This window comes from uncultured Porphyromonas sp. (genome assembly GCF_905372525.1).
Taxonomy (GTDB): domain Bacteria; phylum Bacteroidota; class Bacteroidia; order Bacteroidales; family Porphyromonadaceae; genus Porphyromonas.
On the sequence record NZ_CAJPPN010000009.1, the window covers coordinates 1 to 25,885 of the forward strand.

20 protein-coding genes and 1 tRNA gene are annotated in these 25,885 nt (G+C 56.6%); 19 read left to right on the forward strand and 2 right to left on the reverse strand.

The window, feature by feature from the left end; genetic code table 11:
* Nucleotides 1–75: 75 nt before the first annotated feature.
* Nucleotides 76–148 (reverse strand) — tRNA-Lys (locus tag QZ170_RS02870).
* 427 nt (nt 149–575) lie between these two features.
* Here QZ170_RS02870 and purH point away from each other — a divergent pair.
* From purH to QZ170_RS02915, 9 genes are all read left to right on the forward strand, one after another.
* Nucleotides 576–2,093 (forward strand): bifunctional phosphoribosylaminoimidazolecarboxamide formyltransferase/IMP cyclohydrolase, encoded by a 1,518-nt coding sequence (gene purH / locus QZ170_RS02875; protein WP_297176802.1) that lies wholly within the window; start codon nt 576–578, stop codon nt 2,091–2,093.
* 43 nt (nt 2,094–2,136) lie between these two features.
* The gene (locus QZ170_RS02880) at nt 2,137–3,156 is read left to right on the forward strand and encodes a rod shape-determining protein (protein WP_297176805.1); all 1,020 of its coding nucleotides are present in this window, start codon (nt 2,137–2,139) and stop codon (nt 3,154–3,156) included.
* A gap of 30 nt (nt 3,157–3,186) precedes the next feature.
* Nucleotides 3,187–4,056: a rod shape-determining protein MreC gene (mreC, locus tag QZ170_RS02885; protein ID WP_297176807.1), complete on the forward strand. Its 870-nt coding sequence runs from the start codon at nt 3,187–3,189 to the stop codon at nt 4,054–4,056.
* Nucleotides 4,049–4,567 carry a rod shape-determining protein MreD gene (locus QZ170_RS02890; RefSeq protein ID WP_297176810.1) on the forward strand — a complete coding sequence of 173 codons (519 nt, stop codon included), beginning with the start codon at nt 4,049–4,051 and terminating at the stop codon, nt 4,565–4,567. Before mreC ends, QZ170_RS02890 begins: the two co-directional genes overlap by 8 nt.
* A gap of 6 nt (nt 4,568–4,573) precedes the next feature.
* Nucleotides 4,574–6,430, forward strand: coding sequence for a penicillin-binding protein 2 (mrdA, locus tag QZ170_RS02895; protein ID WP_297176813.1), 1,857 nt, complete (start codon nt 4,574–4,576; stop codon nt 6,428–6,430).
* A 6-nt stretch (nt 6,431–6,436) separates the two neighbouring features.
* Complete coding sequence (rodA, locus tag QZ170_RS02900) at nt 6,437–7,915, forward strand: rod shape-determining protein RodA (RefSeq protein ID WP_297176925.1); 1,479 nt, start codon at nt 6,437–6,439, stop codon at nt 7,913–7,915.
* 315 nt (nt 7,916–8,230) lie between these two features.
* Nucleotides 8,231–9,235 carry a type I glyceraldehyde-3-phosphate dehydrogenase gene (gap, locus tag QZ170_RS02905; RefSeq protein WP_297176815.1) on the forward strand — a complete coding sequence of 335 codons (1,005 nt, stop codon included), beginning with the start codon at nt 8,231–8,233 and terminating at the stop codon, nt 9,233–9,235.
* Nucleotides 9,236–9,854: 619 nt separating this feature from the next.
* Entirely contained in the window at nt 9,855–11,735 is a 1,881-nt protein-coding gene (locus tag QZ170_RS02910; protein WP_297176818.1) for a DNA polymerase III subunit gamma/tau, read from the forward strand.
* A gap of 38 nt (nt 11,736–11,773) precedes the next feature.
* Complete coding sequence (locus tag QZ170_RS02915) at nt 11,774–13,816, forward strand: S9 family peptidase (RefSeq protein WP_297176821.1); 2,043 nt, start codon at nt 11,774–11,776, stop codon at nt 13,814–13,816.
* Nucleotides 13,817–13,902: 86 nt separating this feature from the next.
* Here the strand turns inward: QZ170_RS02915 and QZ170_RS02920 are convergent, their stop codons facing one another.
* Nucleotides 13,903–14,829, reverse strand: coding sequence for a hydrogen peroxide-inducible genes activator (locus tag QZ170_RS02920; protein WP_297176824.1), 927 nt, complete (start codon nt 14,827–14,829; stop codon nt 13,903–13,905).
* 1,124 nt (nt 14,830–15,953) lie between these two features.
* Between QZ170_RS02920 and QZ170_RS02925 the strand changes: the two genes are divergently transcribed.
* The 10 genes from QZ170_RS02925 (at nt 15,954) to QZ170_RS02970 (ending at nt 25,861) form a co-directional block, all read left to right on the forward strand.
* The gene (locus tag QZ170_RS02925; protein WP_297176827.1) at nt 15,954–16,541 is read left to right on the forward strand and encodes a hypothetical protein; all 588 of its coding nucleotides are present in this window, start codon (nt 15,954–15,956) and stop codon (nt 16,539–16,541) included.
* A gap of 563 nt (nt 16,542–17,104) precedes the next feature.
* Nucleotides 17,105–17,296: a hypothetical protein gene (locus QZ170_RS02930; RefSeq protein ID WP_297176830.1), complete on the forward strand. Its 192-nt coding sequence runs from the start codon at nt 17,105–17,107 to the stop codon at nt 17,294–17,296.
* A gap of 719 nt (nt 17,297–18,015) precedes the next feature.
* Nucleotides 18,016–18,564, forward strand: a complete 549-nt coding sequence (locus tag QZ170_RS02935; protein WP_297176832.1) for a hypothetical protein — start codon at nt 18,016–18,018, stop codon at nt 18,562–18,564.
* 6 nt (nt 18,565–18,570) lie between these two features.
* Nucleotides 18,571–19,086 carry a hypothetical protein gene (locus QZ170_RS02940; protein WP_297176835.1) on the forward strand — a complete coding sequence of 172 codons (516 nt, stop codon included), beginning with the start codon at nt 18,571–18,573 and terminating at the stop codon, nt 19,084–19,086.
* 71 nt (nt 19,087–19,157) lie between these two features.
* Nucleotides 19,158–19,676: an outer membrane beta-barrel protein gene (locus QZ170_RS02945; RefSeq protein WP_297176837.1), complete on the forward strand. Its 519-nt coding sequence runs from the start codon at nt 19,158–19,160 to the stop codon at nt 19,674–19,676.
* A gap of 707 nt (nt 19,677–20,383) precedes the next feature.
* Entirely contained in the window at nt 20,384–21,457 is a 1,074-nt protein-coding gene (gene serC / locus QZ170_RS02950; protein WP_297176840.1) for a 3-phosphoserine/phosphohydroxythreonine transaminase, read from the forward strand.
* A gap of 150 nt (nt 21,458–21,607) precedes the next feature.
* Nucleotides 21,608–22,531 (forward strand): NAD(P)-dependent oxidoreductase, encoded by a 924-nt coding sequence (locus tag QZ170_RS02955; RefSeq protein ID WP_297176843.1) that lies wholly within the window; start codon nt 21,608–21,610, stop codon nt 22,529–22,531.
* Between the two features lie 43 nt (nt 22,532–22,574).
* Complete coding sequence (locus QZ170_RS02960) at nt 22,575–23,822, forward strand: DUF1015 domain-containing protein (RefSeq protein ID WP_297176846.1); 1,248 nt, start codon at nt 22,575–22,577, stop codon at nt 23,820–23,822.
* Nucleotides 23,823–23,970: 148 nt separating this feature from the next.
* Nucleotides 23,971–24,909, forward strand: coding sequence for a hypothetical protein (locus tag QZ170_RS02965; protein ID WP_297176848.1), 939 nt, complete (start codon nt 23,971–23,973; stop codon nt 24,907–24,909).
* A gap of 58 nt (nt 24,910–24,967) precedes the next feature.
* On the forward strand, nt 24,968–25,861 hold the full coding sequence (locus tag QZ170_RS02970) for a hypothetical protein (RefSeq protein ID WP_297176851.1): 894 nt from the start codon (nt 24,968–24,970) through the stop codon (nt 25,859–25,861).
* The last annotated feature ends 24 nt before the right edge of the window (nt 25,862–25,885 follow it).

Here is a 25,885-nt window from a genome sequence, read left to right on the forward strand (position 1 = left end):
ACTCACGACCCAGTGATTAAGAGTCACTTGCTCTACCAACTGAGCTACAGAGTCATTGATTTGTGTCAGGAGTAGTGACCCCGGTGAGGCTCGAACTCACGACCCAGTGATTAAGAGTCACTTGCTCTACCAACTGAGCTACAGAGTCAATAATTGGTTGGTACATATCCCCAATAACTGAAGTAATGAGGCTCCCTTCACAAATCGTGTGCAAAGGTAGTCTAAACTTTTGAAATCACCAAATATATTTCGCTTTTCCCCTGCCAATTACACACTCTATCTCCCCCCAATAGCTACTGTGATGGAGGTGTGCAGAGGAGCCCAGCAGGTCATGAGCATGCCCGTGCAGGCTCCGTACAGGCTAAGAGACGAACCCTCAGAGGTACCCTGCTCACCTCCCCTCGGGTGCCTCTACTCCTACTATAATATATACAGAATTGAGTGAGTATACAGAAATTACTTATTTTTGTGTAGGCTAGGGGCTTAGGTGGGGTCTTCTTTCCCGGTATAGGACAAGAGGCGAGCCGCCCCCTGAACTCATTACAACATAGCTATATAGCGCAGACATACAAGAAATGGAGAAGGCAATACACAGAGCACTGATCTCTGTGTTCCACAAGGAAGGCTTAGCAGAGATCCTAGCCCTCCTACACCAGCAAGGAGTAGAGTTTGTATCGACAGGTGGTACAAGTACCTTCATCAAGAGTCTCGGCTACGAGACCACCGAGGTAGAGGACCTAACGCAGTACCCCTCTATGCTCGGCGGACGGGTCAAGACCCTACACCCAGCCATCCAGGGGGGTATCTTGGCTCGCCGTTCGCACGAGACGGATCGGGAGGAAGTCGCTCGGTACGGGCTCTCACTCATCGACCTCGTCATCGTAGACCTCTACCCCTTCGAGGCAACGGTAGCCTCAGGGGCGAGCGATGAGGAGATCATCGAGAAGATCGACATCGGCGGGATCAGCCTAATCCGAGGAGCAGCGAAGAACTACGAGGACGTCGTGATCATCCCCTCGCAGGCAGACTATGCTACGCTCCTAGGCTACCTGCAGAGCCAGGGCGCACGTACCACCCTAGAGCAGCGTCGCCACCTAGCCCGTCGTGCCTTCGCCGTGAGCTCTGGCTACGACGCGGCCATCTTCCGCTGGTTCGACGGAGCCGATGCCTCCGCCCTGCGCCTCAGTGTAGACACAGCACAGCCCCTGCGCTATGGGGAGAACCCACACCAGCGTGGAGTCTTCTACGGAGACCTCTCTCGGTACTTCACCCAGCTGCACGGCAAGGAACTCTCCTACAACAACCTCCAGGACATCGAGGCTGCCGTCAGCCTCATCCAAGACTTCGACGAGCCCACCTTCGCCATCCTCAAGCACAACAATGCCTGTGGCTGTGCCTCCCGTCCTACCCTCCTAGAGGCTTGGCGTGATGCGCTGGCAGGTGACCCCGTCTCAGCCTTCGGAGGGGTGCTCATCGCCAACCGCCCGATCGACCTCGAGACTGCTCGTGAGATCGACAAGCTCTTCGTAGAGGTACTCATCGCTCCAGACTTTTCCCCCGAGGCGCTCGAGGTACTACAGAGCAAGAAGAACCGTATCCTCCTGCGCCAGACAGCTCCCGTCACCAGCGACTGGAGCTACCGTACGATGCTGGGCGGAGTGCTCGCTCAGCAGACCGACCAGGCCACAGAGACTATAGCCGACCTACGGTGCGTTACTAAGGTAGCGCCCACCGAGAGCGAGCAGGCTGATCTGGTCTTCGCGACGAAGCTCGTCAAGCACAGCAAGAGCAATGCGATCGTCCTAGCCAAGGACGGACAGCTCATCGCCTCGGGTGTAGGGCAGACCTCGCGTGTGGATGCTCTCAAGCAGGCGATCGAGAAGGCTCGCCACTTCGGCTTCAACCTCCGGGGAGCGGTACTCTCTAGCGATGCCTTCTTCCCCTTTGACGACTGCGTGACGCTAACTGCAGAGGCTGGCATCACGGCCTTGGCACAGCCCGGGGGCTCCGTACGAGACGCCGACAGCATAGCAGCGGCAGACAAGTATGGTGTGGCGATGGTCATGACAGGCATCCGCCACTTCAAGCACTAAACAAACAGCAAATAAGACTCACCAACCAAGTATAGAGACAAGCATGGGACTATTTTCCTTCAGGCAAGAGCTAGCCATGGACCTCGGCACAGCCAATACCATCATCATCAAGGACGACAAGATCGTCCTCGATGAGCCCTCGGTCGTGGCCTTCGACAACCGCACGGGCGAGATGATCGCTGTGGGTACGAAGGCCCGAGAGATGTACGAAAAGGGCAATGCCAATACCCGTACGATACGTCCACTGCGCGAGGGTGTGATCGCCGACTTCGACGCTGCCGAGCACATGATCCGTGGCATGATCCGCATGATCAGTCGTCGCCACAGCTGGTTCACCCCATCGCTCCGTATGGTCGTCTGTATCCCCTCTGGGAGCACCGAGGTAGAGATACGTGCCGTACGTGACTCCAGCGAGCACGCCGGGGGACGTGACGTATATATGATCTACGAGCCTATGGCCGCAGCTATCGGCGTCGGGATAGACGTCCTGGCGCCTGAGGGACACATGATCGTCGATATAGGCGGTGGGACGACAGAGATCGCCGTCATCTCCCTCGGGGGGATCGTGGAGGATCAGTCCATAGATACTGCTGGAGACGAACTCACGCAGGACATCATGGATCATATGCGTGACCGCCACCAGATCAAGGTCGGGGAGCGCACCGCCGAGCAGATCAAGATCAAGGTCGGAGCCGTCTTCTCCGAGCTCGACGAGGTACCCGAGGACTACATCGTCTGGGGGGCCAACATGATGGATACCCTACCCCGCAAGGTATCGGTGAACTACCAGGAGATCAACGAATGCCTCGACAACTCAATCGGCAAGATCGAGAGCGCCATCCTACGCACGCTGGAGGCTACGCCCCCTGAGCTCTTCGCCGACATCGTCGCCAACGGGGTCGTACTGACGGGCGGTGGAGCGCTACTCCGTGGCCTAGACAAGCGTCTCTCGAAGCGCTTCGGGCTCGAGTTCAAGATCGCTGAGAACCCTCTCCACTCCGTGGCTATCGGTACGGGGATCGCTCTGCGTAATATCCACAACTTCAACTTCCTCTTCCGCTAAGCCCTCCCTTCGCTCCTCTGAGTCGTCCTAGTGAACAAGCTCCTTGAGTTCCTCCGCAGATCCAAGCACTGGTTCGTCTTCCTCCTACTAGAGGGGATCGCCCTGAGCATGGTCTTCAGCAACACCCTCTACTCGAGGAGTGTGAGCTGGTATGCTACGAATGCCCTGCTGGGTCGGGTCAATGAGCTGATGACGGAGTTCTGGGACTACATCGACCTCCGCCCCGAGAACAAGACGCTACTGGCGGAGAATGCACGGCTCCGCCAAGCCAATATCCACCTGATGCGCCAGATGCAGGAGCTACAGGCCTACCGAGAGCTACCCCGCCTCCGGGTCACCGACAGCGTGAGCCTGGGGGAGGGGTCGTACGTCGTGGCTCGAGTCCTCAATAGGACGTCTCGTATCGGAGAGGTCTTCTTCACCATCGACAAGGGGGAGGCCGACGGCATTCGCAAGGATATGGGGGTGATGAGCGCCACCGGGGTCGTCGGAGCGGTGTACTCGACCTCGAGGCACTATGCGCTGGTCATCCCGATCCTCAACCAAAACATGCGCCTCTCCTGCTCCCTCTCGAGCCAAGGGGTCAGTGGTACCCTACTTGCCCCGGTGAACCCTAACTCCAATGAGGCCGTGCTGAGCAATGTCCCCCCTCATGCTCATCCCCGTCGGGGAGATACGATCGTGACGAGTGGCTACTCCTACCTCTTCCCCGAGGGGATGATGGTAGGTACGGTGGCCGACTCCGTCCCCTCGAGCGTGAAGGGGAGCGCTGGGGTCTTTGCAAACTTCCCGGTACGCTTGGCCACCGACTTCCAATCGCTACGCTACGTATATATCCTCCTCGAGAAGCCCGTCGAGGAGGCTCGAGCCCTCGAAGACTCCGTCCGACACGATGAATAAGACCTACCTTCGCTTCCTCGTCGTCTGTGCCCTCGTCGTGGCACTACAGGTCTGGCTACTGAGTCCAGTGGCACTCTTCCGAGTGGCTACCCCCTATCTATACCCCGTCCTACTGCTCCTACTACCGATCAATGCGGGGAAGGTCTCCCTACTCCTCCATGCCTTCGTGATCGGCACCGTGATCGACATCCTAGGACTTACGCCTGGGCTACATGCCGCTGCCCTGACCGCTGCGGCCTTTGCCCGTCCGATGCTCCTCGGGCTGCTGGAGGACAAGAAGGCTCCCGAGCAAGCCCTCCCACTCTATGGTACCCTACGCACCGGGGCCGCCATCCTGATGAGCCTACTACTACTGATCCACCACATCGTCCTCTATGTCCTAGAGGCAGGGGCACTAGCTAGCGACCTGCACGTCGTCATTAGCTTCGGAGCTGGCTATGGGCTCTCTCTCCTTCTTTGCCTGATCACACTGGCCTTCGTCGGTTCGCTCGGTGAGGGACATGACAGCTAAGCCTAGATGAATGAAGATCTCTTCCGTCGGCGCTGGCTCCTGATCAGCCTGACCTTCGTCGTCGTCGTGACCTTCGTCGCTCGCCTGGCCTTCCTACAGCTCCTAAGTGGAGACTACAAGCAGCGAGCGGAGAACAACGCCTACTACATCCTCTCCACCATCCCCTCCCGTGGGGTCATCTACGACCGCAACGGCGCCCTCCTCGTGGCTAACCGCCCGATCTATGACCTGATGATCGTCAACAAGGACGTCAAGGGACAGCTCGACACGACCCTCCTCGCAGAGATCCTCCGTATCCCACGTGAGGACATCGTCGCTCGCCTCAAGCTCCTACGTGACCGTACGGTCAATAGGGGTTACTCGCCCTATACCCCTCAGGTACTAGTATCTCAGCTCGAGACCGAGGATGTGGGACGCTTCCAGGAGCAGCTCTACAAGTTCAGTGGGCTCTCCATCCGCTCCCGTACCATCCGCCAGTACGACTACCACCATGCCGCTCACCTACTCGGCTACCTCTCCGAGGCCAGCCCGAGTGACCTAGAGCGGGATAGTACGATCATCCGTGGGGACTTCGTGGGACGTAGTGGTGTAGAGCGCACCTATGAGGAGGCTCTACGTGGCGTGAAGGGGCAGGAGATCTTCTACCGAGACTCACGTGGACGCATCCAGGGGCGCCTGGATGGTGGTGCGCACGACCGAGCCCCCATCAAGGGCAAGGACGTCACGCTCGCCATCGACTCCGGGCTCCAAGCCCTCGGCGAACGACTGATGAGGGGCAAGCGAGGAGCTATCGTCGCCATCGAGCCTAGCACCGGCGAGGTACTCGCTATGGTCACCGCCCCAGGCTACGACCCAGCTCTGCTCTCAGGGCGTAACAAGGGGATCAACCACCGTGCTCTCGAGGAGACCTTTGGCAAGCCCCTACTCAACCGTGCTATCCAGGGGAACTATCCCCCGGGCTCGACCTTCAAGCCTGCTCAGGGGGCTATCTACCTCGCCGAGGGAGTCCTCACCCCCGAGACTCCCCTCTCCTGCTTCAGAGGCTACCCCCGACTAGGCAACCGCCCGAAGTGTCACGGTCACCCCTCGCCCGTCTCGCTCATTCCTGCCCTGACGACCTCGTGTAATGCTTACTTCTGCTGGGGGCTACACTTCCTGCTGGACGACAGGAAGCTCTACCCGACCGTACAGGAGGCCTTCGAGCACTGGAAGCAACGCATTATCTCTCTCGGCTATGGCTACCGTCTAGGCATCGACCTCCCCGGAGAGAAGCGTGGCTACATCCCCAATAGTCAGGTCTACGACAAGGCCTATGGCAAGAACTGGAACTCCAGCACCATCATCTCCATCGCTATCGGGCAGGGAGAGATCCTCGCTACCCCACTACAGATAGCCAACCTAGCGGCGATCATCGCCAACCGAGGCTCGTACTACCGCCCCCACGTCGTACGCAGTATCGCTGGTACCCCACTCGACACCCTCTACACGCACCGTCAGCAGACGGGGATACCGACTGCAGACTGGGAGTACATCGTCCAGGGTATGGCTGGAGCGGTGAAGGGAGGGACGTGCCGAGCAGCCAACTTTGCCCCAGGCGAGATCGAGGTCTGTGGCAAGACGGGGACAGCGGAGAACCCTCACGGTAAGGACCACTCGGCCTTCATCGGCTTTGCCCCACGCACCGAGCCTCGCATTGCCGTCTCGGTATACGTGGAGAACGGGGGCTTCGGGGCGCAGTTTGGGGTACCTATCGGACGTGTGATGATGGAGTACTATCTGCGCCAGGGCAAGCTCTCCACGACGGGCGAGGCTGTGGCCAACCAGATCGAGCAGAAGAGTCTCAACTACCTCAACGACATCTAGCCCATGATGCGCAGACACAATCCCTCGGCGAGCCTCTTCCGCTCCATCGACTGGGTGACCATCACGATGTATCTCATCCTCGTACTCTTCGGGTGGCTCACCATCTGTGGGGCTTCGTACAACTTCGAGACCGCCACACTCTTTACCCCCGGTGGTCGCCCGATGATGCAGCTACTGTGGATCGGTCTAGGGCTCTTCATCGGGGTCGTCGTCCTGTCCTTTGACTCGGACACCTATGAGGTAGGAGCCCCGATTTTCTACGTAGCGATGATGGGGCTACTAGCCGTGACGATCTTCATCGCCCCGGACATCAAGGGCTCTCGTTCCTGGCTCGTGTTGGGGCCGGTACGTCTACAGCCGGCAGAGTTTGCCAAGGTGGCCACCTCGCTGACGATCGCATGGCTCTGCAATCAGTACGACTTCCAGATCAAGACCTATGCGAGCTACCTCAAGCTCTTTGGGATCATCCTCCTACCCGTTGGGCTCATCCTCCTACAGCAGGAGACGGGCTCGGCGCTGGTCTTCTTGGCGCTCTTCCTTGCCCTCTTTCGCGAGGGCTTCTCAGGGCTCTTCATGGGGCTTAGCTTTGCTGCGGCCACGTATTTCATCGGTGCGCTGATCCTAGAGGATACCCTCTGGTGGGGCGAGACGGATGCCGACCTCTTCTTTGTCTGCAATAGTATCCTCGTCTTTACGACAGCGCTCTATGCCACCTACTGTCCAGAGCCGAGGGAGCGCACCGAGGTACTCCGCTACATCATCGGCATTACCCTAGGGGTCTACGTGCTCGCTGGGGGGATCAGTCTCATCATGCCCTTTGACCTATCGTATATCGCCGTGATCCTAGTCGTCCTGCTGATCGTGGGGCTCATCGTCCTAGCCCTCAGGGACTATCTCCTACGCTATGCGATGATGGCGCTCTTTGCGCTGGGCTCGCTGGGCTTCTTCTACTCGGTGAGCTACGTCTTCAACGACATCCTACAGCCCCACCAACAGGTACGTATCAAGGTCGCCCTAGGCATCGAGAGTGACCTACGGGGCAAGGGCTACAACGTCGATCAGTCCAAGATCGCTATTGGCTCAGGGGGACTCACGGGCAAGGGCTTCCTCAAGGGCACCCAGACGAAGCTGAACTATGTGCCGGAGCAGGAGACGGACTTCATCTTCTGCACCGTAGGCGAGGAGTCGGGCTTCGTAGGCTCGGCTTCGCTCGTGATCTTCTATGGGATCTTCATCCTAAGGATCGTCGCTCTGGCCGAGCGCCAAGTCTCACGCTTCGGTCGGGTCTATGGCTATTGTGTGGCCTCGATCCTGCTCTTCCACCTCTTCATCAATGTAGGTATGGTGCTGGGGCTCGTCCCGGTGATCGGGATCCCTCTGCCCTTCTTCAGCTACGGGGGCTCCTCGCTCTGGGGCTTCACCTTCCTCCTCTTCATCCTGATCGGGATCGATGCACGCCGTGGGCGACACATCGACTCGCTCTAGCCGACACTCCCATCCTATATCTTTCTCCCCGCACAACCTCAGGACTCATCGCCTGAGGGAGGGGGCATCGTGGGGCTTAGCCCGGGGGCGATTTAGCCCCATGGGAAGGGGGACAATCGTCCCTTCGTTATGTTTTTCAGGAAGGTCTCTAGCATATGGATAAAATTCTGTAATTTTGTAGGGCAATGAGGTAAGGTTCAGCCTCTATCCTAGTCTAGGTGTCATGTATCGGCCCTCAGGCTGGCAGGGTGTCTCCTCGTCTCACTGCCCAGACAGTATAAGCAATCAGAGTTTCTAACGATAAGAACAAGTAAGATGATTAAAGTTGGTATTAACGGCTTCGGACGTATCGGCCGTTTTGTCTTCCGTGCTGCCCAGAAGCGCAGCGACATCGAGATCGTAGGTATCAATGACCTGCTCGACGCAGAGTACATGGCCTACATGCTCAAGTACGACACGATGCATGGTCGCTTCGACGGTACCGTCGAGGTCAAGGACGGTAACCTCGTCGTCAATGGCAAGACCATCCGCGTAACCGCAGAAAAGAACCCTGCTGACCTCAAGTGGTCTGCTATCGGTGCTGAATACGTAGTAGAATCCACGGGGCTCTTCCTGACGAAGGAAAAGGCTCAGGGACACATCGACGCTGGTGCTAAGTACGTCGTCATGTCTGCTCCCTCCAAGGACGACACCCCTATGTTCGTCTGCGGTGTGAACACCGACAAGTACGTCAAGGGTACTCAGTTCGTCTCTAACGCTTCCTGCACCACGAACTGCCTCGCTCCCCTAGCTAAGGTGCTTCACGACAACTTCGGCATCACCGACGGTCTCATGACCACCGTACACGCTACCACCGCTACGCAGAAGACCGTCGATGGTCCTAGCGCAAAGGACTGGCGTGGTGGCCGTGCCGCTGCTGGCAACATCATCCCCTCTAGCACGGGTGCTGCTAAGGCTGTAGGTAAGGTGATCCCCGAACTCAATGGCAAGCTCACGGGTATGAGCTTCCGTGTCCCCACCCTCGACGTATCTGTCGTTGACCTCACGGTGAACCTCGCTAAGCCTGCTACCTACGCAGAGATCTGCGAAGCTATCAAGAAGGCTTCCGAAGGTGAGCTGAAGGGTATCCTCGGCTACACGGACGAAGACGTCGTATCTAGCGACTTCCTCGGTGACACCCGCACGTCTATCTTCGACGCTAAGGCTGGTATCGCCCTGACGGACACCTTCGTCAAGCTCGTTAGCTGGTACGACAACGAGATCGGCTACTCCAACAAGGTCCTCGACCTCGTTGCTCACATGGCTAAGGTAAACGGCTAAGCCGCTCCCCCCAAGCAACCATAAGTCTACAGCCCCACACTACCTAACGTAGTGTGGGGCTGTTGCGTTTCTCTAGCCCCTATACACGGGGGCGACTCCACCGCTTCCCAGGCGTAGGTTTGCTCGGTGTAGACCTGCCCTCTAGGAGGGGGTGGTATACACGCGTGTACACTACTGTATACACGTGGGTACACTATAGTATACACACGTGTATACACACTCGTTCTAGGTATATCCTCCATAGAGTCCCTTCTGAGATCTGAGACCGAGGGGTAACGTCTAGGGGTACAGAGCGTAGGCAAAACTCCTCACCCCCAGAGATGTACCTTACTCAAGGGGCTCCGAGGGCGAAGCCTACGGGTAGGGAGCACGCACCAGCCCGACCTCGTGACTCGGAGACAAAGCCAGAGGTATTACCTTTATGGTAGAATATAGTGTAGGTGTATCACCTGGAGTCGTGTACACAAGGCACTCTAAAATCCTTGAAGTCGTCCCAGCTCGATCCGTCGAGCTGGGACGCATCGTTTTTGCTAGGACATCTCTCGGGTAAGCCCTTATACCTTGGGTCAGTGAAGATCGCTATCTTTGTACCTATACATATCCTACAGAATAAAGCACTATGGCTGATAACTATATCGTCTCGGCACGTAAGTACCGCCCCGACAGCTTCCAGAGCATCGTCGGGCAGGGAGCTATGGCCTCGACCCTACGTACGGCTGTCCAGCAGGGGAGACTAGCCCATGCTTACCTCTTCTGTGGCCCCCGTGGCGTGGGGAAGACCACCGCTGCACGTGTCCTAGCCAAGACGATCAACTGCCTAAATCTAACCCCAGAGGGCGAGGCATGCAACCAGTGCGAGAGCTGCCGAGCCTTCAACGAAGGACGCTCCTTCAATATATTTGAGCTCGACGCAGCCTCCAACAACTCCGTCGAGGACATCCGCCAGCTCACCGAGCAGGTCACCATGCCCCCTGCCCTCGGCAAGTACAAGGTCTATATCATCGACGAGGTGCACATGCTCTCGGTCACGGCCTTCAATGCCTTCCTCAAGACGCTCGAGGAGCCTCCCTCCTATGCGATCTTTATCCTAGCTACCACCGAGAAGCACAAGATCCTACCCACGATCCTCTCCCGCTGTCAGATCTACGACTTCAAGAGGATCACCGTCGGGGACATCACTCACCACCTGCAGTACGTCGCCCAGAGCGAGGGGATAGTAGCCGACGAGGCCGCCCTTGGCTTGATCGCCGAGAAGGCTGACGGCGGGATGCGTGATGCGCTCTCGATGTTTGACCGCATAGCGAGCTTTGCCGGGGGGCAGATCACCTACGAGCATGCCCTAGAGAGCCTCAACGTGCTGGACTACTCCTACTTTATCCGCACCTTTGATCATCTGCTCACGGGCGACTATCGCTCTCTACTCCTACTGCTGGATGAGCTCCTGGGCAAGGGCTTCGAGGGACAGACGATCCTAGCCGGGCTGGCAGCCTTCGCTCGAGACCTCCTGGTCGTCCAGCACCCGGGGACGAGTGTCCTCCTGGAGAAGCCCGAGCGGGTCACACAGGCCTACGAAGCCCTGGCCTCCCGCTGTACCCCAGCCCAGCTCTTCGCCGCTATCCGTGCTCTGGTGCAGGCAGACCAGCAGTATCGGCAGGCGACGAATAAGCGTCTCCTGATCGAGCTGACGCTCCTTGGGCTCGTCAGCACCTTCCACACCGCAGGGGAGCTAGCGACTCCGCCCCCTAGTACCGCCTCGTCCGCACAGCCCCAGGCTGGAGCCTCGGCGCAGGCTACGCCGAGCACCCAGGCGAGCCCCACCCCTACCCCCACCACAGCTCCTCAGCCTCAGCCAGCGAGCCCTACTCAGCCGACCTCTGCTCCTAGCCCTCCCTCCGCACCTCAGCCCGTAGCTCAGCCCGCACCTCAGCCCGTAGCGTCTCCACAGCCCGCACCTCAGCCCATCGCTCAGCCCGTAGCGTCTCCACAGCCCGCACCTCAGCCCGTGACGTCCACGCCCTCGAGCGAACAAGTAGCAGGGGGTAGGCGACAGCTCTTCGGTCGGCGCCGTACGGGGGCTGGCGAAGCGAGCGAGGCGGGGCAGTCCGAGTCCCCTACCGAGGAGGAGCATGAGCCCTTCACCGAGGAGGAGCTCCAGCGTGCCTATGTACGCTTCGTGGAGCAGGAGCTAAGCAGTGAGCAGATCATCTGCCGTAATATCCTGCATGCCGAGCTCCCCACCCTGCAGACCGAGGGGCAGGCAGAGCTCGCCCTACCCCCAGGCAATGCCATCCGCGAGACCGTGGAGGCTGTCCTACCCCAGCTCCAGTCCTTCCTCCGCAGGACGCTACACAATACCCGCCTCGTGCTTAGCCTCAGGGAGAAGAGCACCGAGGAGCAGTCCCGTCTAGCCCTCACACCCGAGGATCGGCTCAAGAAGCTCATCGAGATCAACCCCGATGTACAGCAGCTCAAGGAGCAGCTACAGCTACGCCTCTCCTAGTGCCCCCACGTACGACCTATACATTCATCCCCATCACAATGAAGATCAAGCGACAGATAGCAGCCCTCATGACGGCTACCACCCTAGCCTCCACCAGCCCCGTGCTGGCCGATGGCCCTGCCCACATGACCCCCGAGACGATGCTCACCCTAGCACGGGTCGGCTCGGGCGCACTCTCCCCCGACGGGAAGCTCGTCGTCTACAGCGTAGGCTTCCCCAACATCCAGGACAATAAGATCCGTACCGAGTTCTTCACCATCAGCGCACAGGGTACCGGCCGCACCCAGATCACCAAGGCGATCCCCGGCCTGAGTTCTCCACGATGGATCCAGCAGGGGCGACGCATCAGCTACCTCTCCAGCGAGAGTGGAGCCACACAGCTCTGGACCATGCGCCCCGACGGGAGCGACCGCCGACAGGTCACGAATATCGAGGGGGGGATCTCCGACTACCTCTACTCGCCCGACGAGAAGCGACTAGCCTACATCAAGGAGATCAAGTTCGGCAAGTCAGCCTCCGACACCTACCCCGACCTCCCCAAGGCTACAGGTCGTGTCATCACCGATCTCATGTACAAGCACTGGGACGAATGGGTAGAGACCATCCCCCACATCTTCATCGCCACCGTCGGCGACGCCCCCATCACCTCGGGCAAGGACATCCTAGAGGGTGAGCCCTACGAAGCCCCCACCAAGCCCTTCGGGGGCTCGGAGGAACTCTCATGGAGCCCCGACGGCAATACCCTCGCCTACTCCTCCCGCAAGAAGGTCGGCCTAGACTATGCCCTCTCCACCAATACCGACATCTACCTCTACAACGTCATCGCTGGCTCTACGATAAATGCCACCGAGGGGAACGGAGGCTACGACACCCATCCTCGCTTCTCTCCAGACGGGCGCAAGCTCAGCTGGATCAGCATGGAGCGTGACGGCTACGAAGCCGACCTCAAGCGTCTCTTCGTCATGGAGCTCGGGAAGAAGACCTACCTCACCGAGGGCTTCGAGTACGACGTCGATGAGACCGTCTGGGCTCCCGACAGCAAGTCCATCTACTTCCTCTGCACCAAGCACGCCGAGACCCAGCTCTGGCAGGTACCTCTAGGGACGAAGAAGATCCGTCAGATCACCACAGGACAGCACGACTACACCTCCATTGACTTCACCGCTGGCAAGCTCCTAGCTGGACGACAGAGCATGATCGTCCCCAAGGATCTCTACCTCGTCGACCCCAAGACGGGTGTAGCCCAGGCCATCACCGCAGAGAACAAGTCCACCCTCGACCAGCTCGCCCCTATCACCGTGGAGAAGCGTTGGCTCAAGACCACCAGCGGGGAGGATATGCTCACCTGGGTCGTCCTACCCCCACACTTCGACAAGACGAAGAAGTACCCCGCCGTGCTCTTCTGTCAGGGCGGTCCTCAGAGCCCCGTCAGCCAATTCTTCTCCTACCGATGGAATATGCGTCTCATGGCAGAGCAGGGCTACATCGTCATCGCACCTAATCGCCACGGCGTACCCAGCTTCGGCAAGGCATGGAACGAGCAGATCAGTGGCGACTACTCAGGGCAAAACATCCAGGACTACCTTACGGCCGTAGATGAGCTCAAGAAGGAGCCCTATATCGACGCTGACCGCCTCGGCTGTGTCGGTGCTAGCTATGGGGGCTACTCCGTATTCTACCTCGCTGGGGTGCATCAGAAGCGGTTCAAGGCCTTCATCGCTCACGCTGGGATCTTCAACCTCGAGATGCAATACATGACCACCGAGGAGATGTGGTTCGCTAACTGGGATATGGGCGGTGCTCCCTGGGACAAGGATAACAAGGTCGCTCAGCGTACCTTCGCCAACTCCCCCCACCGCCTGGTAGCCAACTGGGATACACCCATCCTCGTGATCCACGGGGAGCGTGACTACCGTATTCTAGCTGGGCAGGGCATGGCCGCCTTCAATGCAGCCAAGCTCCGTGGCATCCCCGCCGAGCTCCTCATCTACCCCGATGAGAACCACTGGATCCTACGTCCACAGAATGCCTTGCTCTGGCAACGCACCTTCTTCGGCTGGCTAGACAAGTACCTCAAGTAGCCTACCGCCGACTCCATAATACGAGCGAGCCCCCGACGACCATACGTAGGTCATCGGGGGCTCGCTCTGTCTATGGGTGAGGGCGCTCACACGAGGTCTTGCCCAGGCTGTAGGTGTAGCATCCGCTTCGGCACGGACGAGGTGATGGCGATTCTCATAGCCTCGATGAGGGCGGTGCGCACGTACTCCCGATGGGTCACGAGATTGACCCCACGTGTCGGGCGTGGGAGCGCAAAGGGGCGTACGAGCTCTCGGTGCCGTGCCTCCAGCTGCTCCACGGCTAGCTCTGGGATAAAGGTCACCCCATTGCCCTGCTCCACGAAGTGCATGAAGGTCTCCAGACTCCCCCTACTATAGCTGTGGGGATGGTGAGGATCGAAGCGCAGGTGACAGAACTTCACCAGCTGATCTCGGAAGCAATGCCCCTCGTCCAGCAGCCATAGGTGCTTCTTCCCCACATCCGACGTACGGATATGCTCCTCGGCGAAGAGATCCGAGCCCCGTGGGACGTAGCCCATGAACTCCTCGTAGTACAATGGATGGTCTACGAGATAGTCCACCTCTGCCCGAGAGGCCACGATAGCCATCTGGATTGAGCCCAGGCGAAGAGCCTCCAGACACTCGCTCGTCTTGAGCTCGACGAAGGTGATACGAAGGTGCGGGAGATCCTTCTCCAGCCTCGGTAGGACTTGGGGTAGGAGGTATGGGGCGATGGTGGGCAAGATCCCCAGCGAGATAGAGCCCGAGAGGCTCTCCTCCTCCTCACGTACGAGCTCTCGGATCTGCTCAGACTGGATGAGGATACGTGTTGCTTGGTCGAGGATACGTCGCCCGACGTCGGTCGGGATGATCGGTTGGTGGCTTCGGTCAAAGATCTTTACCCCGAGCTCCTCCTCCAGCTTCTGGATCATCGTGCTCAGGGTAGGCTGGGTGACGTTGCAGTAGTCGGCGGCTTTGCCGAAGTGGCGGAAGCGATCTAGGGCCTGGATATATTCTAGTTGCTGTAGGTTCATGCCTGTCCATCTATTCGTTCCCTACAAATATAGCGAACCAAGGTCAAACGAGCGTACTCCCTCTCCCAAAGGTATCAGCCCGCACCCACTCAAACATTCGCCCATATCCCCCATAGGTATCTGCCCGCTCCTCATCCAAGGTATCAGATCGCCCTCCCTCCCAAGCATCAGCCCACACCTCTCACAAGCATCCGCCCACACCCACTCAAACATTTGCCCACATCCCCCATAGGTATCTGTCCGCCCTCTCAAAGATATTAGCTCACACCCCATTCAAGCATCCGCCCACATCCCCCCAAAGGTATCTGTCCGCCCTATCAAAGGCATCTACTCACCCCCCACAAAAGGTATCTGCTACCTCGCCCAAAGACATCTATCTACCCCCTCCCACACAGAGGCGATGGTGAGAGGGAGCTACAATAGCGCATCCTACTCTACCACAAACCGATACACGAACCTCCCAATTGCGCCACACCATCCTCCCCGCACCAGCTAAAAGTGCTCTAGTAAAGAACGCCCTTGCGCTCTAGTAAAGAACGCATGAACGCTCTTACCGAGAGCGCAAGGGCGTTCATACCGAGAGCGTGAGAGCGTTCTCGGTATGAACGTTTTCTCCCTCTAGGAGCACCTGACGCAGAGCAAGTTACAGAGCGCCCCGAGAGCAATGGGCAGAGGCTCATCCCAGTAGTGTTATTGGGGGGCTATTCGGAGGATAAGTAGGAGTGTATTCTCCACTAGAAAGTAGAACACTTCAGGGGAGGCTTTTAAGTAGAAAAAACTCTCATGTGTCGGATGACAACTGAATTGCTTTCGGGGACATTGATCATTAAACAATAGTTGTTATACATTTGCAGGCGAAATGCATCTATTATTGCATCCAATGCAGGAGAAGATGCATATCAATCGAGAGTATGAACAAACTAAAAAAACGGATGTATCTGAAATCAAAACGAACCAGATGGACATGGGGATGGATCACCATCCTCGGGGTAGGATGCATATCCTCGTGCCAAAATGAACTCGACCTTACCTCTCCATCGGGGGACTCTTGTCGGTGGAGATTTCTTTGCCATCGCCCATAACCACAGCCGGGAAGGCTATAATCTCTCATGCTAACCGATAATATGATAAAGAAAGTACTGATGCTAGCCTTGGGGCTTCTCTGCGGACTTGGCTCCATGACCGCACAGGTGCGCACGCATTCCCTAGGTGTAGAGCTCGGCTCGCATAATGTCCTCCTTTACGAGCTGACGCTAGCTCGCCACTTTTCTGTAGTTTCTCGGACTGGCCTTGTTGTTGGAGCGGGATTTAGTGCAAAGAGGGATGTGAACGGCAAGCAATTCACCTTCGGTGGACTAATTCCCTTCGTGGACATTGAGCCACGCTGGCACTTCTCTCGAGATTCATCAAGTGGCCTATATCACACAGGTGGCTATCTGAGCCTACGCTTCGATGGCGAGTGGGATCGAGCGACACTCTTTGGACACAAGTATGCCATGGGGGATGATCGCCCGCAGTATACACTGGCCTTTGGACCCTACTTTGGCTGGACGTTTGGGGTAACGGACAATAGCTACCTACGTCTGGCTACGGGGCTGAACTTCTTCCGTACAAAGGTTGCATACTATAGTGGAGGGCATTACTGGAGGACGACCAATACCGAGAGTGCAATCAGCGTCGGGCTCGAGATGGTCTATGGCATTCGCTTCTAGCAGATCGGTCTAGGATGGCCCTCGTATATATGGGGTGGGGTGGTATCCGAAGGTTCGGATACCACCCCACTTAACTTTTTCGGGGGCATACGCTGGCACGTGAGATAGAGACCTTTCTTATACCTGCGAGCATGGACGAAAATCTCTACCTTTGCCCACGACATTAGGACGGACTTAGGCTTGTAGCACACACTACCAGCGAGGCTCCTTGACTATACAGATAGATAATGAAAACCTATACCCTAGCCCTCTTGGGATTGTTCTTGATGAGCTACTCGACCCTCCGTGCACAGACCCAACCCGAGAGCCAGGTTAGGAGCACAGATACGATCAACATCGTTGTAAGAAGAAACGGGAAGTTCGTGGCAAGGGCTGATAAAAACTTCCTTATGCATACTTCCCCTATTGCGAAACGGTCTCCCATCGATAGTTGTCTCTATTCATTTCTCATTGAGGAGACACAAAAACTTAAACTCTTCGACCTAGATAACGTATCTAAAACCATACTTTATGAACTATACTTGGCAGACACAGCTGTGTACCGGGAGCTAACACCTTGGGATATGAAACGGATAAAGCCATCCTCCATATCCAAGTTGGTCAAAGGAATACTTGAGCATAGTCGCGGGTATCTCATTATTCTCAGCGGCTACTACCCCAACGTCCGTCTGATCCTCCAGCAACGCAATGGGATGCGCTATCGTGAATACAAGATCATCAAGTGGGACGTCGCTGAGCTCCCCCTCATCCTATAGTACACTCCTCTCTGCTCCTTGCCCGTCTCCTACCGCCATAAGTGAGGCTACACAGGACAGAGCAAGGTGATCGCGGCTGATACGATTTACTTCCACTGGAGGATCATGTCCTCCCAGTAGCCCATGACCGTAGAGCAACCTAGCTAAGTAGGACCTAGGTCGAGTAAGCTGATAGTGGGCTGTCCCCTCCACCCAGAGGGAGTACTCTTTCGTAGCCCTTTGGGCATATATCATCGAGCCCTAAGAGGCTCTAGTGATGAACACTCACACGCTCTTAGGCAGAGGATTTTCGTCCGCTCGTAGCGCTTGATACAGGACGGTATCAAGGAGGCACAGTTAGCCCAAGAGACACGACCAGGGCGGATAAGGGTGGTATGTATCGAGTGAAGTGGTGAGAAGGGGCTCTTTTGCCCCACAAGGCGAAATACCTTATCTTTGCCGAGGCCAATAGCTAAAAAGCGTTGGCTATTATATAATCAAAAGGAAGCGTTATGCTTCATCCTTTGCAGGGTCGAATCGTGAGAAAATTCAATGCAGCGAAGGATGGTATAACGGCTTCCCCATGCCTTGTGGGCGTGGGGAGTCGTATCGTATCATCGTCTCTGCATAGGCTATTCTCACGAGCCTGACCCTAGAGGATGAGCGTGCGTCCCCACGCCTTCCTCTTATTCAACTGACTAAGGCTCGGAAGGGGACGGAGAGCCAACAGCGATCTTTCTATGTGGCATATATTACGCCAGCACCTACCGATCCTCCTAGCCCTCGGGCTGAGTGCATCCATCCTCCATTCTTGCGCCGAAGAGCCTATGGGCTCACCAAGCTCCAAGGAACAATCCTCGGGCTCCGACACTCCAAGTCGAACAAAACCAACCAAGCCCAGCGACCCCACACTGCCCTCCACCCGTCCCTCCCAGATCCAGCTCCTGCGCCTCATAGAGCGTGCGGCCGAACGGATAGCCGATGAGAAGTCAAAGAGGCTCTCCCCTAATACACGCTACTCCTACACTTGGCACTTCGACGAGGAGAAGATCACCTACGACGATGTCCGAGCGCTTGCCTCCATCGAACTCAAGGTCTCCTGGAAGGCGAAGCAGTACCTGCTCTCTCTGAACTACCTACAGGCCGAGGTCACGGGGACGCTCTATGTAAACTATGCCCTACGACCTACGACCTACGCTATCTCCTTCATCCCCGAGAAGGCCAATGACTTCGCACGATGGCTCGGGGAGTCCAAGGCTCTAGCGAGCATTAGCTTCAACCTCAACTAACCTATCATGCTACGATCTCATACCCTACGCCGAGCACTTATATTCCTCCTCGGCTTCGCCGTCCTCGGATCGCTCCTACAGAGCTGTGGCATACCCGAGCAGACCTCCCAGTCTCGTCAGCCCTCCGAGGAGAGTATCCAACGTCAGCTACGGGCTGACTATGGGAAAAGCCTGGACTACGCTGCGGGGCTGATCGCCCAGACAATCCAGAAGACGATCGCCCCACAGAGTGGGCGAGAGCTCCAGCACGAGGTGAACCTATACCCGATCTACCATAACGATACTCAGGGCTGGGTCGCCTGTGACATGGAGGTCTCCTTCCTAGCACGGTCTTTCTTCAGGGGAGTCGGCTACGGCACCTGTCACCTCAAGGGACGTGTCTTCCTCATCGCCCCGCGCTACCAGGGGGAGCCCTACCAGGTCGAGTACTCTCATATCTCGCACAATGACCAACTCGTGAAGGTCTCGAACGATGGGGAGCGCCAATGGCTCAAGGAAGGCTTTACCTTCAAGCTCAAGTAGGAGGCGCAAGTTCCTAGAGAGCCCCTATCACAAGTACTCGCCATATCACATTAGCACATAGTCATCTATAGATGAAAAGGTATATCATCCTACTGCTCCTACTCTTTGTCTCCGCCTTGGCTGAAGCCCATCAGAGAGGGGATAAGTCCATCGGAGTCGGCTACAGCTACCAGACCAAGGGGAGCAGGACCGGGCTGGGAGGACGATTTCAGTACGTCCTCTCTCAGAGGATCCGCTTCGAGGGCACTGTAGACCTCTTCCTCCCAGAGCGACCCAACAAGACAAGGAGGGTAGAGGCGGAGACGAAGCGCTTCACCTCAGCCTTCCTCTTCGGTCTCAATCTCCATTATCTCATCCCCGTGGCCGAGGGGCGGTGTAGCCTCTACCCCCTCATCGGGGTAGCGGGATACCACTCCCACTACAAGCTGGGAGAGGAGGATATCGACACGAGTGAGACCGTCATGCACGCAGGCCTAGGCTTCTCGGTAGACCTCGCCTACTACTGTGCCGTCGGCCTCGAAGCCAAGTACATGGCCTCCCCCGAGCGGAGCTCTCCCGTGCTCGGGCTCTATGCCACATTCCACTTCTAGGTCAGTATGACCTTACTTCCTACTCCGAGGCGAGGGGGGGCAATTATGTAGTGCCCCCCTCGCCTCTTCTTGATTATATAGCGGCTTACCTCCCCCTTGTCCGCAAGGCACTATCGTGAATACAAGATCATCAAGTGGGACGTCGCTGAGCTCCCCTCATCCTATAGTACACTCCTCTCTGCTCCTAGCCCACCTCCCGCCTGTATAGCATAGAGTCCTCCCTCGGGAGGTGATAGGCTATGGGGGGCAAGCCCGTGGGAGGGAACCCATCCGATACTTAATGGATAGGGACGAAGATACCCGACCTTTGCCCGCTGTATTGGGGCTCGCTTAAGCCTATTGGGACAGCATCATGAAGGGGAAGCCAAAAGGCTGTTCATTTGACAGCGATTAGGAGACTGAGAGGGGAGCTACAGAGGGTGAGACGTGTCATTATCACAACTAAAGGAGGGAGGAACACGAGGAAGTGAAAGGGGAGACGGTATATCGTAAAGTATTTTAGTTACCTAAGTATCAACGGGTAACCCTCTAGGGTTTAGGTTAAAAATCGAAATAATAGAGTAAAGTGACAATGTGATTGTTTTTTTGATACCTTTGCTAGTGGGATGTGATAGCCCTCAGCACTGGTGCTGGAGGTAAACTCGCCCCCTAGTAAGCACGAAGACAACATCGAAGTCAATAACTATTCATTTTCAAATACTGCTCTTATGAAGAAGCACAATTTCTCGGCCGGACCATCCATCCTGGACGAAAGTGTGATCAAGGACGCTGCCTCCGCAGTCCTCAACTATGCAGGTACAGGCCTGTCTATCCTCGAAGTATCTCACCGTGGCAAGGAGTTCACCGCAACGATGGAGGAAGCTCGCAAGCTGATGAAGGAGCTCCTCGACGTACCCGAGGGCTACGAAGTCATCTTCCTCGGTGGGGGCGCCAGCCTTCAGTTCTATCAGGCTCCGCTCAACCTCCTTCGCAAGAAGGCTGCCTACGTAGACTCCGGCACGTGGGGGAGCAAGGCTGCTAAGGAAGCCAAGCTCGTCGGCGAGGTCGTCTCCTTCTCCTCTAAGGCAGACAACTACGTCTGGTACCCCAAGCCTTGGGAAAAGAACGAAGTACCAGACGACGTAGACTACCTACACATCACGACCAACAACACCGTCTACGGTACAGAGCTACGCTATGACCCAGACGTCAAGACACGCCTGGTGGGTGATATGTCCTCCGATATCTTCACCCGTGAGGTAGATGTCGCTAAGTACGACCTGATCTATGGTGGTGCACAGAAGAACGTCGCACCCGCCGGGGTGACCTTCGTCATCGTACGCCGTGATGCCCTCGGCCACGTAGACCGTCCTCTGCCTACGATGCTCGACTATCGTACGCACATCGAGAAGGACTCTATGTTCAACACGCCCCCCGTCTTCCCCGTATACGTCGCCCTACAGACGATGAAGTGGTACAAGGAGCTCGGTGGTGTGAAGGCTCTCGAAAAGATCAACCTCGAGAAGGCACGTATCCTCTACGATGCGATCGACTCCAGCCGCTTCTTCCGTGGTACCGTCCACCCCGAAGACCGCTCCATCATGAACGTCTGCTTCGTCATGAAGGACGAGTACAAGGAGCTCGAGAAGGAATTCCTCGACCTAGCTACGGCTCGTGGTATCTCTGGCATCAAGGGACACCGCTCCGTAGGGGGCTTCCGTGCCTCGCTCTACAACGCTCTGCCCAAGACGAGCGTAGAGTTCCTCGTAGAGGCTATGAAGGACTTCGAGCGTCAGCACTAGTCTACCAAGCATTAGGCTGAATACCCCATGAAGCAACGTATGGACACCACCTCTATATTTACCCAGGGCCGAGGTGAGCTGTCTGTACGTTGCTTCGCTTATCCACACGTCTACGTACACTAACGAACCTACCCACAGAGTAAAGAAATCATGTCTAAAGTTCTTATCGCCACCGAAAAGCCCTTCGCAGCACCTGCCGTAGCTGGTATCCGTCAGATCCTCACCGACGCAGGCTTCGACGTAGTCACCCTAGAGAAGTACACCTCCAAGGCTGAACTCCTCGCCGCAGTAGCCGACGTAGAGGCCATCATTATCCGCAGTGACATCATAGACAAGGAGGTCTTCGACGCTGCCAAGCAGCTCAAGATCGTCGTACGTGCAGGCGCTGGCTACGACAACGTAGACCTAGAGGCTGCTACCGCCCATGGCGTCTGCGTCATGAACACCCCAGGACAGAATGCCAACGCTGTAGCTGAACTCGTCTTCGCCCTCCTGCTCTTCACCGTCCGCAATCGCTTCAACGGCGCATCCGGCACAGAGCTCAAGGACAAGAAGCTCGGACTACTAGCCTATGGGAACACCGGTCGCAACGTGGCTCGTATCGCTAAGGGCATCGGCATGGAGATCTTTGCCTTCGACCCCTACACCCCAGCTGATGTGATGGTCAAGGAGGGTGTGACCCCCGTGAGCTCACAGAAGGAGCTCTTCTCCACCTGCGACGTCGTCTCCCTACACATCCCCGCTACCCCCGAGACCAAGGGCTCTATCGGCCGTGAGCTTGTAAGCCTCCTACCTAAGAAGGCAATCCTCGTCAATACCGCTCGTAAGGAGATCATCAACGAAGCAGAGCTACTCGAGCTCCTCAAGGAACGCGAAGACCTTCGCTACCTCAGCGACATCCGCCCCGCGAACCACGAAGAGATGGAGGCAGCCCTAGGCGAACGCTACTTCTCTACACCTAAGAAGATGGGCGCTCAGACTGCTGAAGCCAATACCAACGCTGGTCTAGCTGCTGCTCGCCAGATCGTGGGCTTCATCAAGGAGGGTAACGAACGCTTCCGCCTCAACAAGTAGCCGACCATCCACGTACACATCACACTAGCACAAACACCATCCTATGGCTGTCATCAAACCATTCCGTGGTATCCGCCCACCCCAAGACCTCGTAGAGCGTGTCGCCTCTCGCCCCTACGACGTACTCAACAGTGACGAAGCTCGCGCCGAAGCTGCAGGCAACGAGATGTCCCTCTACCACATCATCCGTCCCGAGATCGACTTCCCAGTCGGCACCGACGAGCATGAGGAGAAGGTCTACGCTAAGGCGGCAGAGAACTTCCGCCACTTCCGGGAAAAGGGCTGGCTCGTACAGGACGACAAGGAGAACTACTACGTCTACGCTCAGACGATGAACGGCAAGACACAGTACGGCCTCGTCGTCTGTGCCTCCGTCCAAGACTACATGACGGGCGTCATCAAGAAGCATGAGCTTACCCGCCGTGACAAGGAAGAGGATCGTATGAAGCACGTACGTGTGAACAATGCCAACATCGAGCCCGTCTTCTTCGCCTACCCCTCGCAAAAGGAGATCAACGACATCGTCGCTAAGTACACCAAGGAGGAGCCCGTCTACAGCTTCATCGCTCCGCTAGACGGCTTCGGTCACGAGTTCTGGATCATCGACAACGAAGCCGATATCCGTCGTATCACCGAGCTCTTTGCGGCTATGCCTGCTCTCTACATCGCAGACGGTCACCACCGCTCCGCCGCTGCTGCCCTCGTGGGGGATGAGAAGCGCAAGCAGAACCCCAACCATCGTGGCGATGAGGAGTACAACTACTTCATGGCTGTCTGCTTCCCCGACGACCAGCTGACCATCATTGACTACAACCGTGTCGTCAAGGATCTCAATGGCCTCACCAAGGAAGAGCTCCTGAAGAAGCTCGAGGAGAACTTCATCGTCGAGGACAAGGGCACGGAGATCTACAAGCCCGCACGCCTACACAACTTCTCTCTCTACCTCGGGGATCACTGGTACTCACTCACCGCCAAGCCCGGTACGTATGACGACCACGATCCGATTGGGGTACTTGACGTGACGATCTCCTCCAACCTCATCCTCGACAAGATCCTTGGCATCAAGGACCTGCGTTCGGATAAGCGCATCGACTTCGTCGGGGGTATCCGTGGCCTTGGCGAGCTAAAGAAGAGGGTGGACAGCGGTGAGATGAAGTTTGCCCTTGCCCTCTATCCCGTATCGATGAAGCAACTCATCGACATCGCCGACTCGGGCAATATCATGCCCCCTAAGACCACGTGGTTCGAGCCTAAGCTCCGCTCAGGTCTGATCATCCACGAGCTTGTCTAGAAGCAGTTTTCTACACAGAGAAGCCTCCGAGGGGTTGTCTTTCTGACACCCTCGGGGGTTTCTTTGCTACTACTCCTTCCCGCCCATCGGGGCACATACGTTCCTCTTTCCTCCCCTCTTTCCTCCTCCCCAATCACTACTACACACTATGAGATCGACCCTTCACTCCCTAACGCTTGCCCTCGTGGCACTCCTCCTCGTCCCTCTTGCCTCCTGCGGGAAGGATAAGCCCACACCGCCCGACCCTCAGCCAGCTAAGCGTGAAGACATCATCGGCAAGGTACATACCGTGACCTTAAAGATGCTTGATGACAAGGGTGAGGTAACCCAACGAGCCCTATTCACCTACAACAAACAGCTCTGGCAGACAGCCTTCATTCTAGAGGATTATGTAGACGGCAAGTTCGTCCCCGATACCGAGACCGAATACATCTACGATGCCTCGGGGCATCTGACCCTACGGAAAGCCCTCTCCTACAATAGAGATTCAGAAGGGACTCTAAAGCCCTCTCCAAAAAGTCAGGACAGCTACACCTATGATCAGCAGGGGCGTCTCAGACAGCACGACTCCCAGCAATTCAACGGCTACTGGATCACTCGCACTACCTACTACTATGACGCTGACAATAGGAAGAAGAGTGCCTATATCTATACGCGCAATCCCATGCAAGAAGAGCAGGTGTATTACCACTCCTACAGCTACGAGGGAGGGGTAGAGATCGAGAGTGTCTATACGGACCGAGAGAAGACAAACCGCATCGAATGCTCTCGGCGCATCTATGATGAGCAAGGGCGAGAGACGCGACACGAACGGATCCAGTATATAGATGTTCCTCGGCACCGTGGCGAAGAGGACAAGGATACTAAACAAGCCTCCAAGACTACGATCACGGAGGCTCGCTATGGAATCTTCGGTGAATTCCTTCATGACGAGACGACCGAATACAATGCGAAGAAGGAGGTCACCTATCATTCCCTATACCAACTACGCTACACCAAGTACAACTCTCTAGGTCTCCCCGTCGCAGGCATTCAGACTGAGAGGCAGCGACAGCAGCCCTTCACCATAGAGTACACCTTCTACTAGTGGCCACCCGTCACGAGTAGAGTTCACCGCATCACATTCTCTAACGACAATAACAAGCATGAAGAAAGTCATTTTTCGCACCCTAGCACTTGCCTTCGCGGCTCTCCTCCTCATCCCCCTTGCCTCCTGCGGGAAGGACAAGCCCACCCCTACACCTCCTGACCCTAAGCCCGCGGGACGTGAGGACATCATCGGCAAGGTACACACCATAACCTCTATCTTTGGTGACAAGGAGACTCCGATCAAGGCTCGCACCGTCACTACCTACGACAAGCAACTCCGCCCCCAAAGCTCTATATCGGAGAGGCTCAAGGACGGCAAGCTTGTCCCTGACGTAGAGACCTTCTTCACCTACGATGCCTCGGGCCGCCTCATCGAAGAGAAAAGCCGTGAAGTAGGATTTGGATGGGACTACAAGAGGTATAAATACAAGGATGGACTCCTTGTCCAGTTCGAGGATCTCCTCAGCGGGAATGGCGCCCAAAAGTCAATCACCCAATACACCTACGGTCTCGACCGCAAGAAGGAGATGGGGATCTATATATTTGCACAGGGCAGAGAAGATGGCACTCACTTCCTCTCCTACAGCTACGAAGGCGAGGTAGAGGTCGAGGCTAGCTACTCAGACCCCGAGAGGAAGAACCTCATCGCTCGTAATAAGCGCACCTATGACAAGGAGGGGCGTGTGATCAAATCGGTTGCCACAACGATCGAGCTAGAGCAGGGTAAGGAGATCATCCGCTCCACCTCCATCTATGAGACCCGCTTCGGGATCTTCGGCGAAGAGGTCTACTCTGAGTTCACCCACCTCGATGCACAGGGAAAGGTCACTAGCCACTCTATCAGTGGCTACCACTACACTAAGTACAACGCTCAGGGACTCCCTATTGAGGGGTTTGAGCTTGGTGACGAGGATCGGAACCTCTTCACCCTAAAGTACACCTTCTACTAGTGGACTCCCGTCACATGCCCTAAC

Excerpts from the sequence above, each read along its gene's own strand:
- purH (WP_297176802.1), top strand. The coding sequence starts at position 576 with ATGGAGAAGGCAATACACAGAGCACTGATCTCTGTGTTCCACAAGGAA.
- QZ170_RS02880 (WP_297176805.1), top strand. The coding sequence starts at position 2,137 with ATGGGACTATTTTCCTTCAGGCAAGAGCTAGCCATGGACCTCGGCACA.
- QZ170_RS02890 (WP_297176810.1), top strand. The coding sequence starts at position 4,049 with ATGAATAAGACCTACCTTCGCTTCCTCGTCGTCTGTGCCCTCGTCGTG.
- mrdA (WP_297176813.1), top strand. The coding sequence starts at position 4,574 with ATGAATGAAGATCTCTTCCGTCGGCGCTGGCTCCTGATCAGCCTGACC.
- rodA (WP_297176925.1), top strand. The coding sequence starts at position 6,437 with ATGCGCAGACACAATCCCTCGGCGAGCCTCTTCCGCTCCATCGACTGG.
- gap (WP_297176815.1), top strand. The coding sequence starts at position 8,231 with ATGATTAAAGTTGGTATTAACGGCTTCGGACGTATCGGCCGTTTTGTC.
- QZ170_RS02910 (WP_297176818.1), top strand. The coding sequence starts at position 9,855 with ATGGCTGATAACTATATCGTCTCGGCACGTAAGTACCGCCCCGACAGC.
- QZ170_RS02915 (WP_297176821.1), top strand. The coding sequence starts at position 11,774 with ATGAAGATCAAGCGACAGATAGCAGCCCTCATGACGGCTACCACCCTA.
- QZ170_RS02920 (WP_297176824.1), bottom strand. The coding sequence starts at position 14,829 with ATGAACCTACAGCAACTAGAATATATCCAGGCCCTAGATCGCTTCCGC.
- QZ170_RS02925 (WP_297176827.1), top strand. The coding sequence starts at position 15,954 with ATGATAAAGAAAGTACTGATGCTAGCCTTGGGGCTTCTCTGCGGACTT.
- QZ170_RS02930 (WP_297176830.1), top strand. The coding sequence starts at position 17,105 with ATGAAACGGATAAAGCCATCCTCCATATCCAAGTTGGTCAAAGGAATA.
- QZ170_RS02935 (WP_297176832.1), top strand. The coding sequence starts at position 18,016 with ATGTGGCATATATTACGCCAGCACCTACCGATCCTCCTAGCCCTCGGG.
- QZ170_RS02940 (WP_297176835.1), top strand. The coding sequence starts at position 18,571 with ATGCTACGATCTCATACCCTACGCCGAGCACTTATATTCCTCCTCGGC.
- QZ170_RS02945 (WP_297176837.1), top strand. The coding sequence starts at position 19,158 with ATGAAAAGGTATATCATCCTACTGCTCCTACTCTTTGTCTCCGCCTTG.
- serC (WP_297176840.1), top strand. The coding sequence starts at position 20,384 with ATGAAGAAGCACAATTTCTCGGCCGGACCATCCATCCTGGACGAAAGT.
- QZ170_RS02955 (WP_297176843.1), top strand. The coding sequence starts at position 21,608 with ATGTCTAAAGTTCTTATCGCCACCGAAAAGCCCTTCGCAGCACCTGCC.
- QZ170_RS02960 (WP_297176846.1), top strand. The coding sequence starts at position 22,575 with ATGGCTGTCATCAAACCATTCCGTGGTATCCGCCCACCCCAAGACCTC.
- QZ170_RS02965 (WP_297176848.1), top strand. The coding sequence starts at position 23,971 with ATGAGATCGACCCTTCACTCCCTAACGCTTGCCCTCGTGGCACTCCTC.
- QZ170_RS02970 (WP_297176851.1), top strand. The coding sequence starts at position 24,968 with ATGAAGAAAGTCATTTTTCGCACCCTAGCACTTGCCTTCGCGGCTCTC.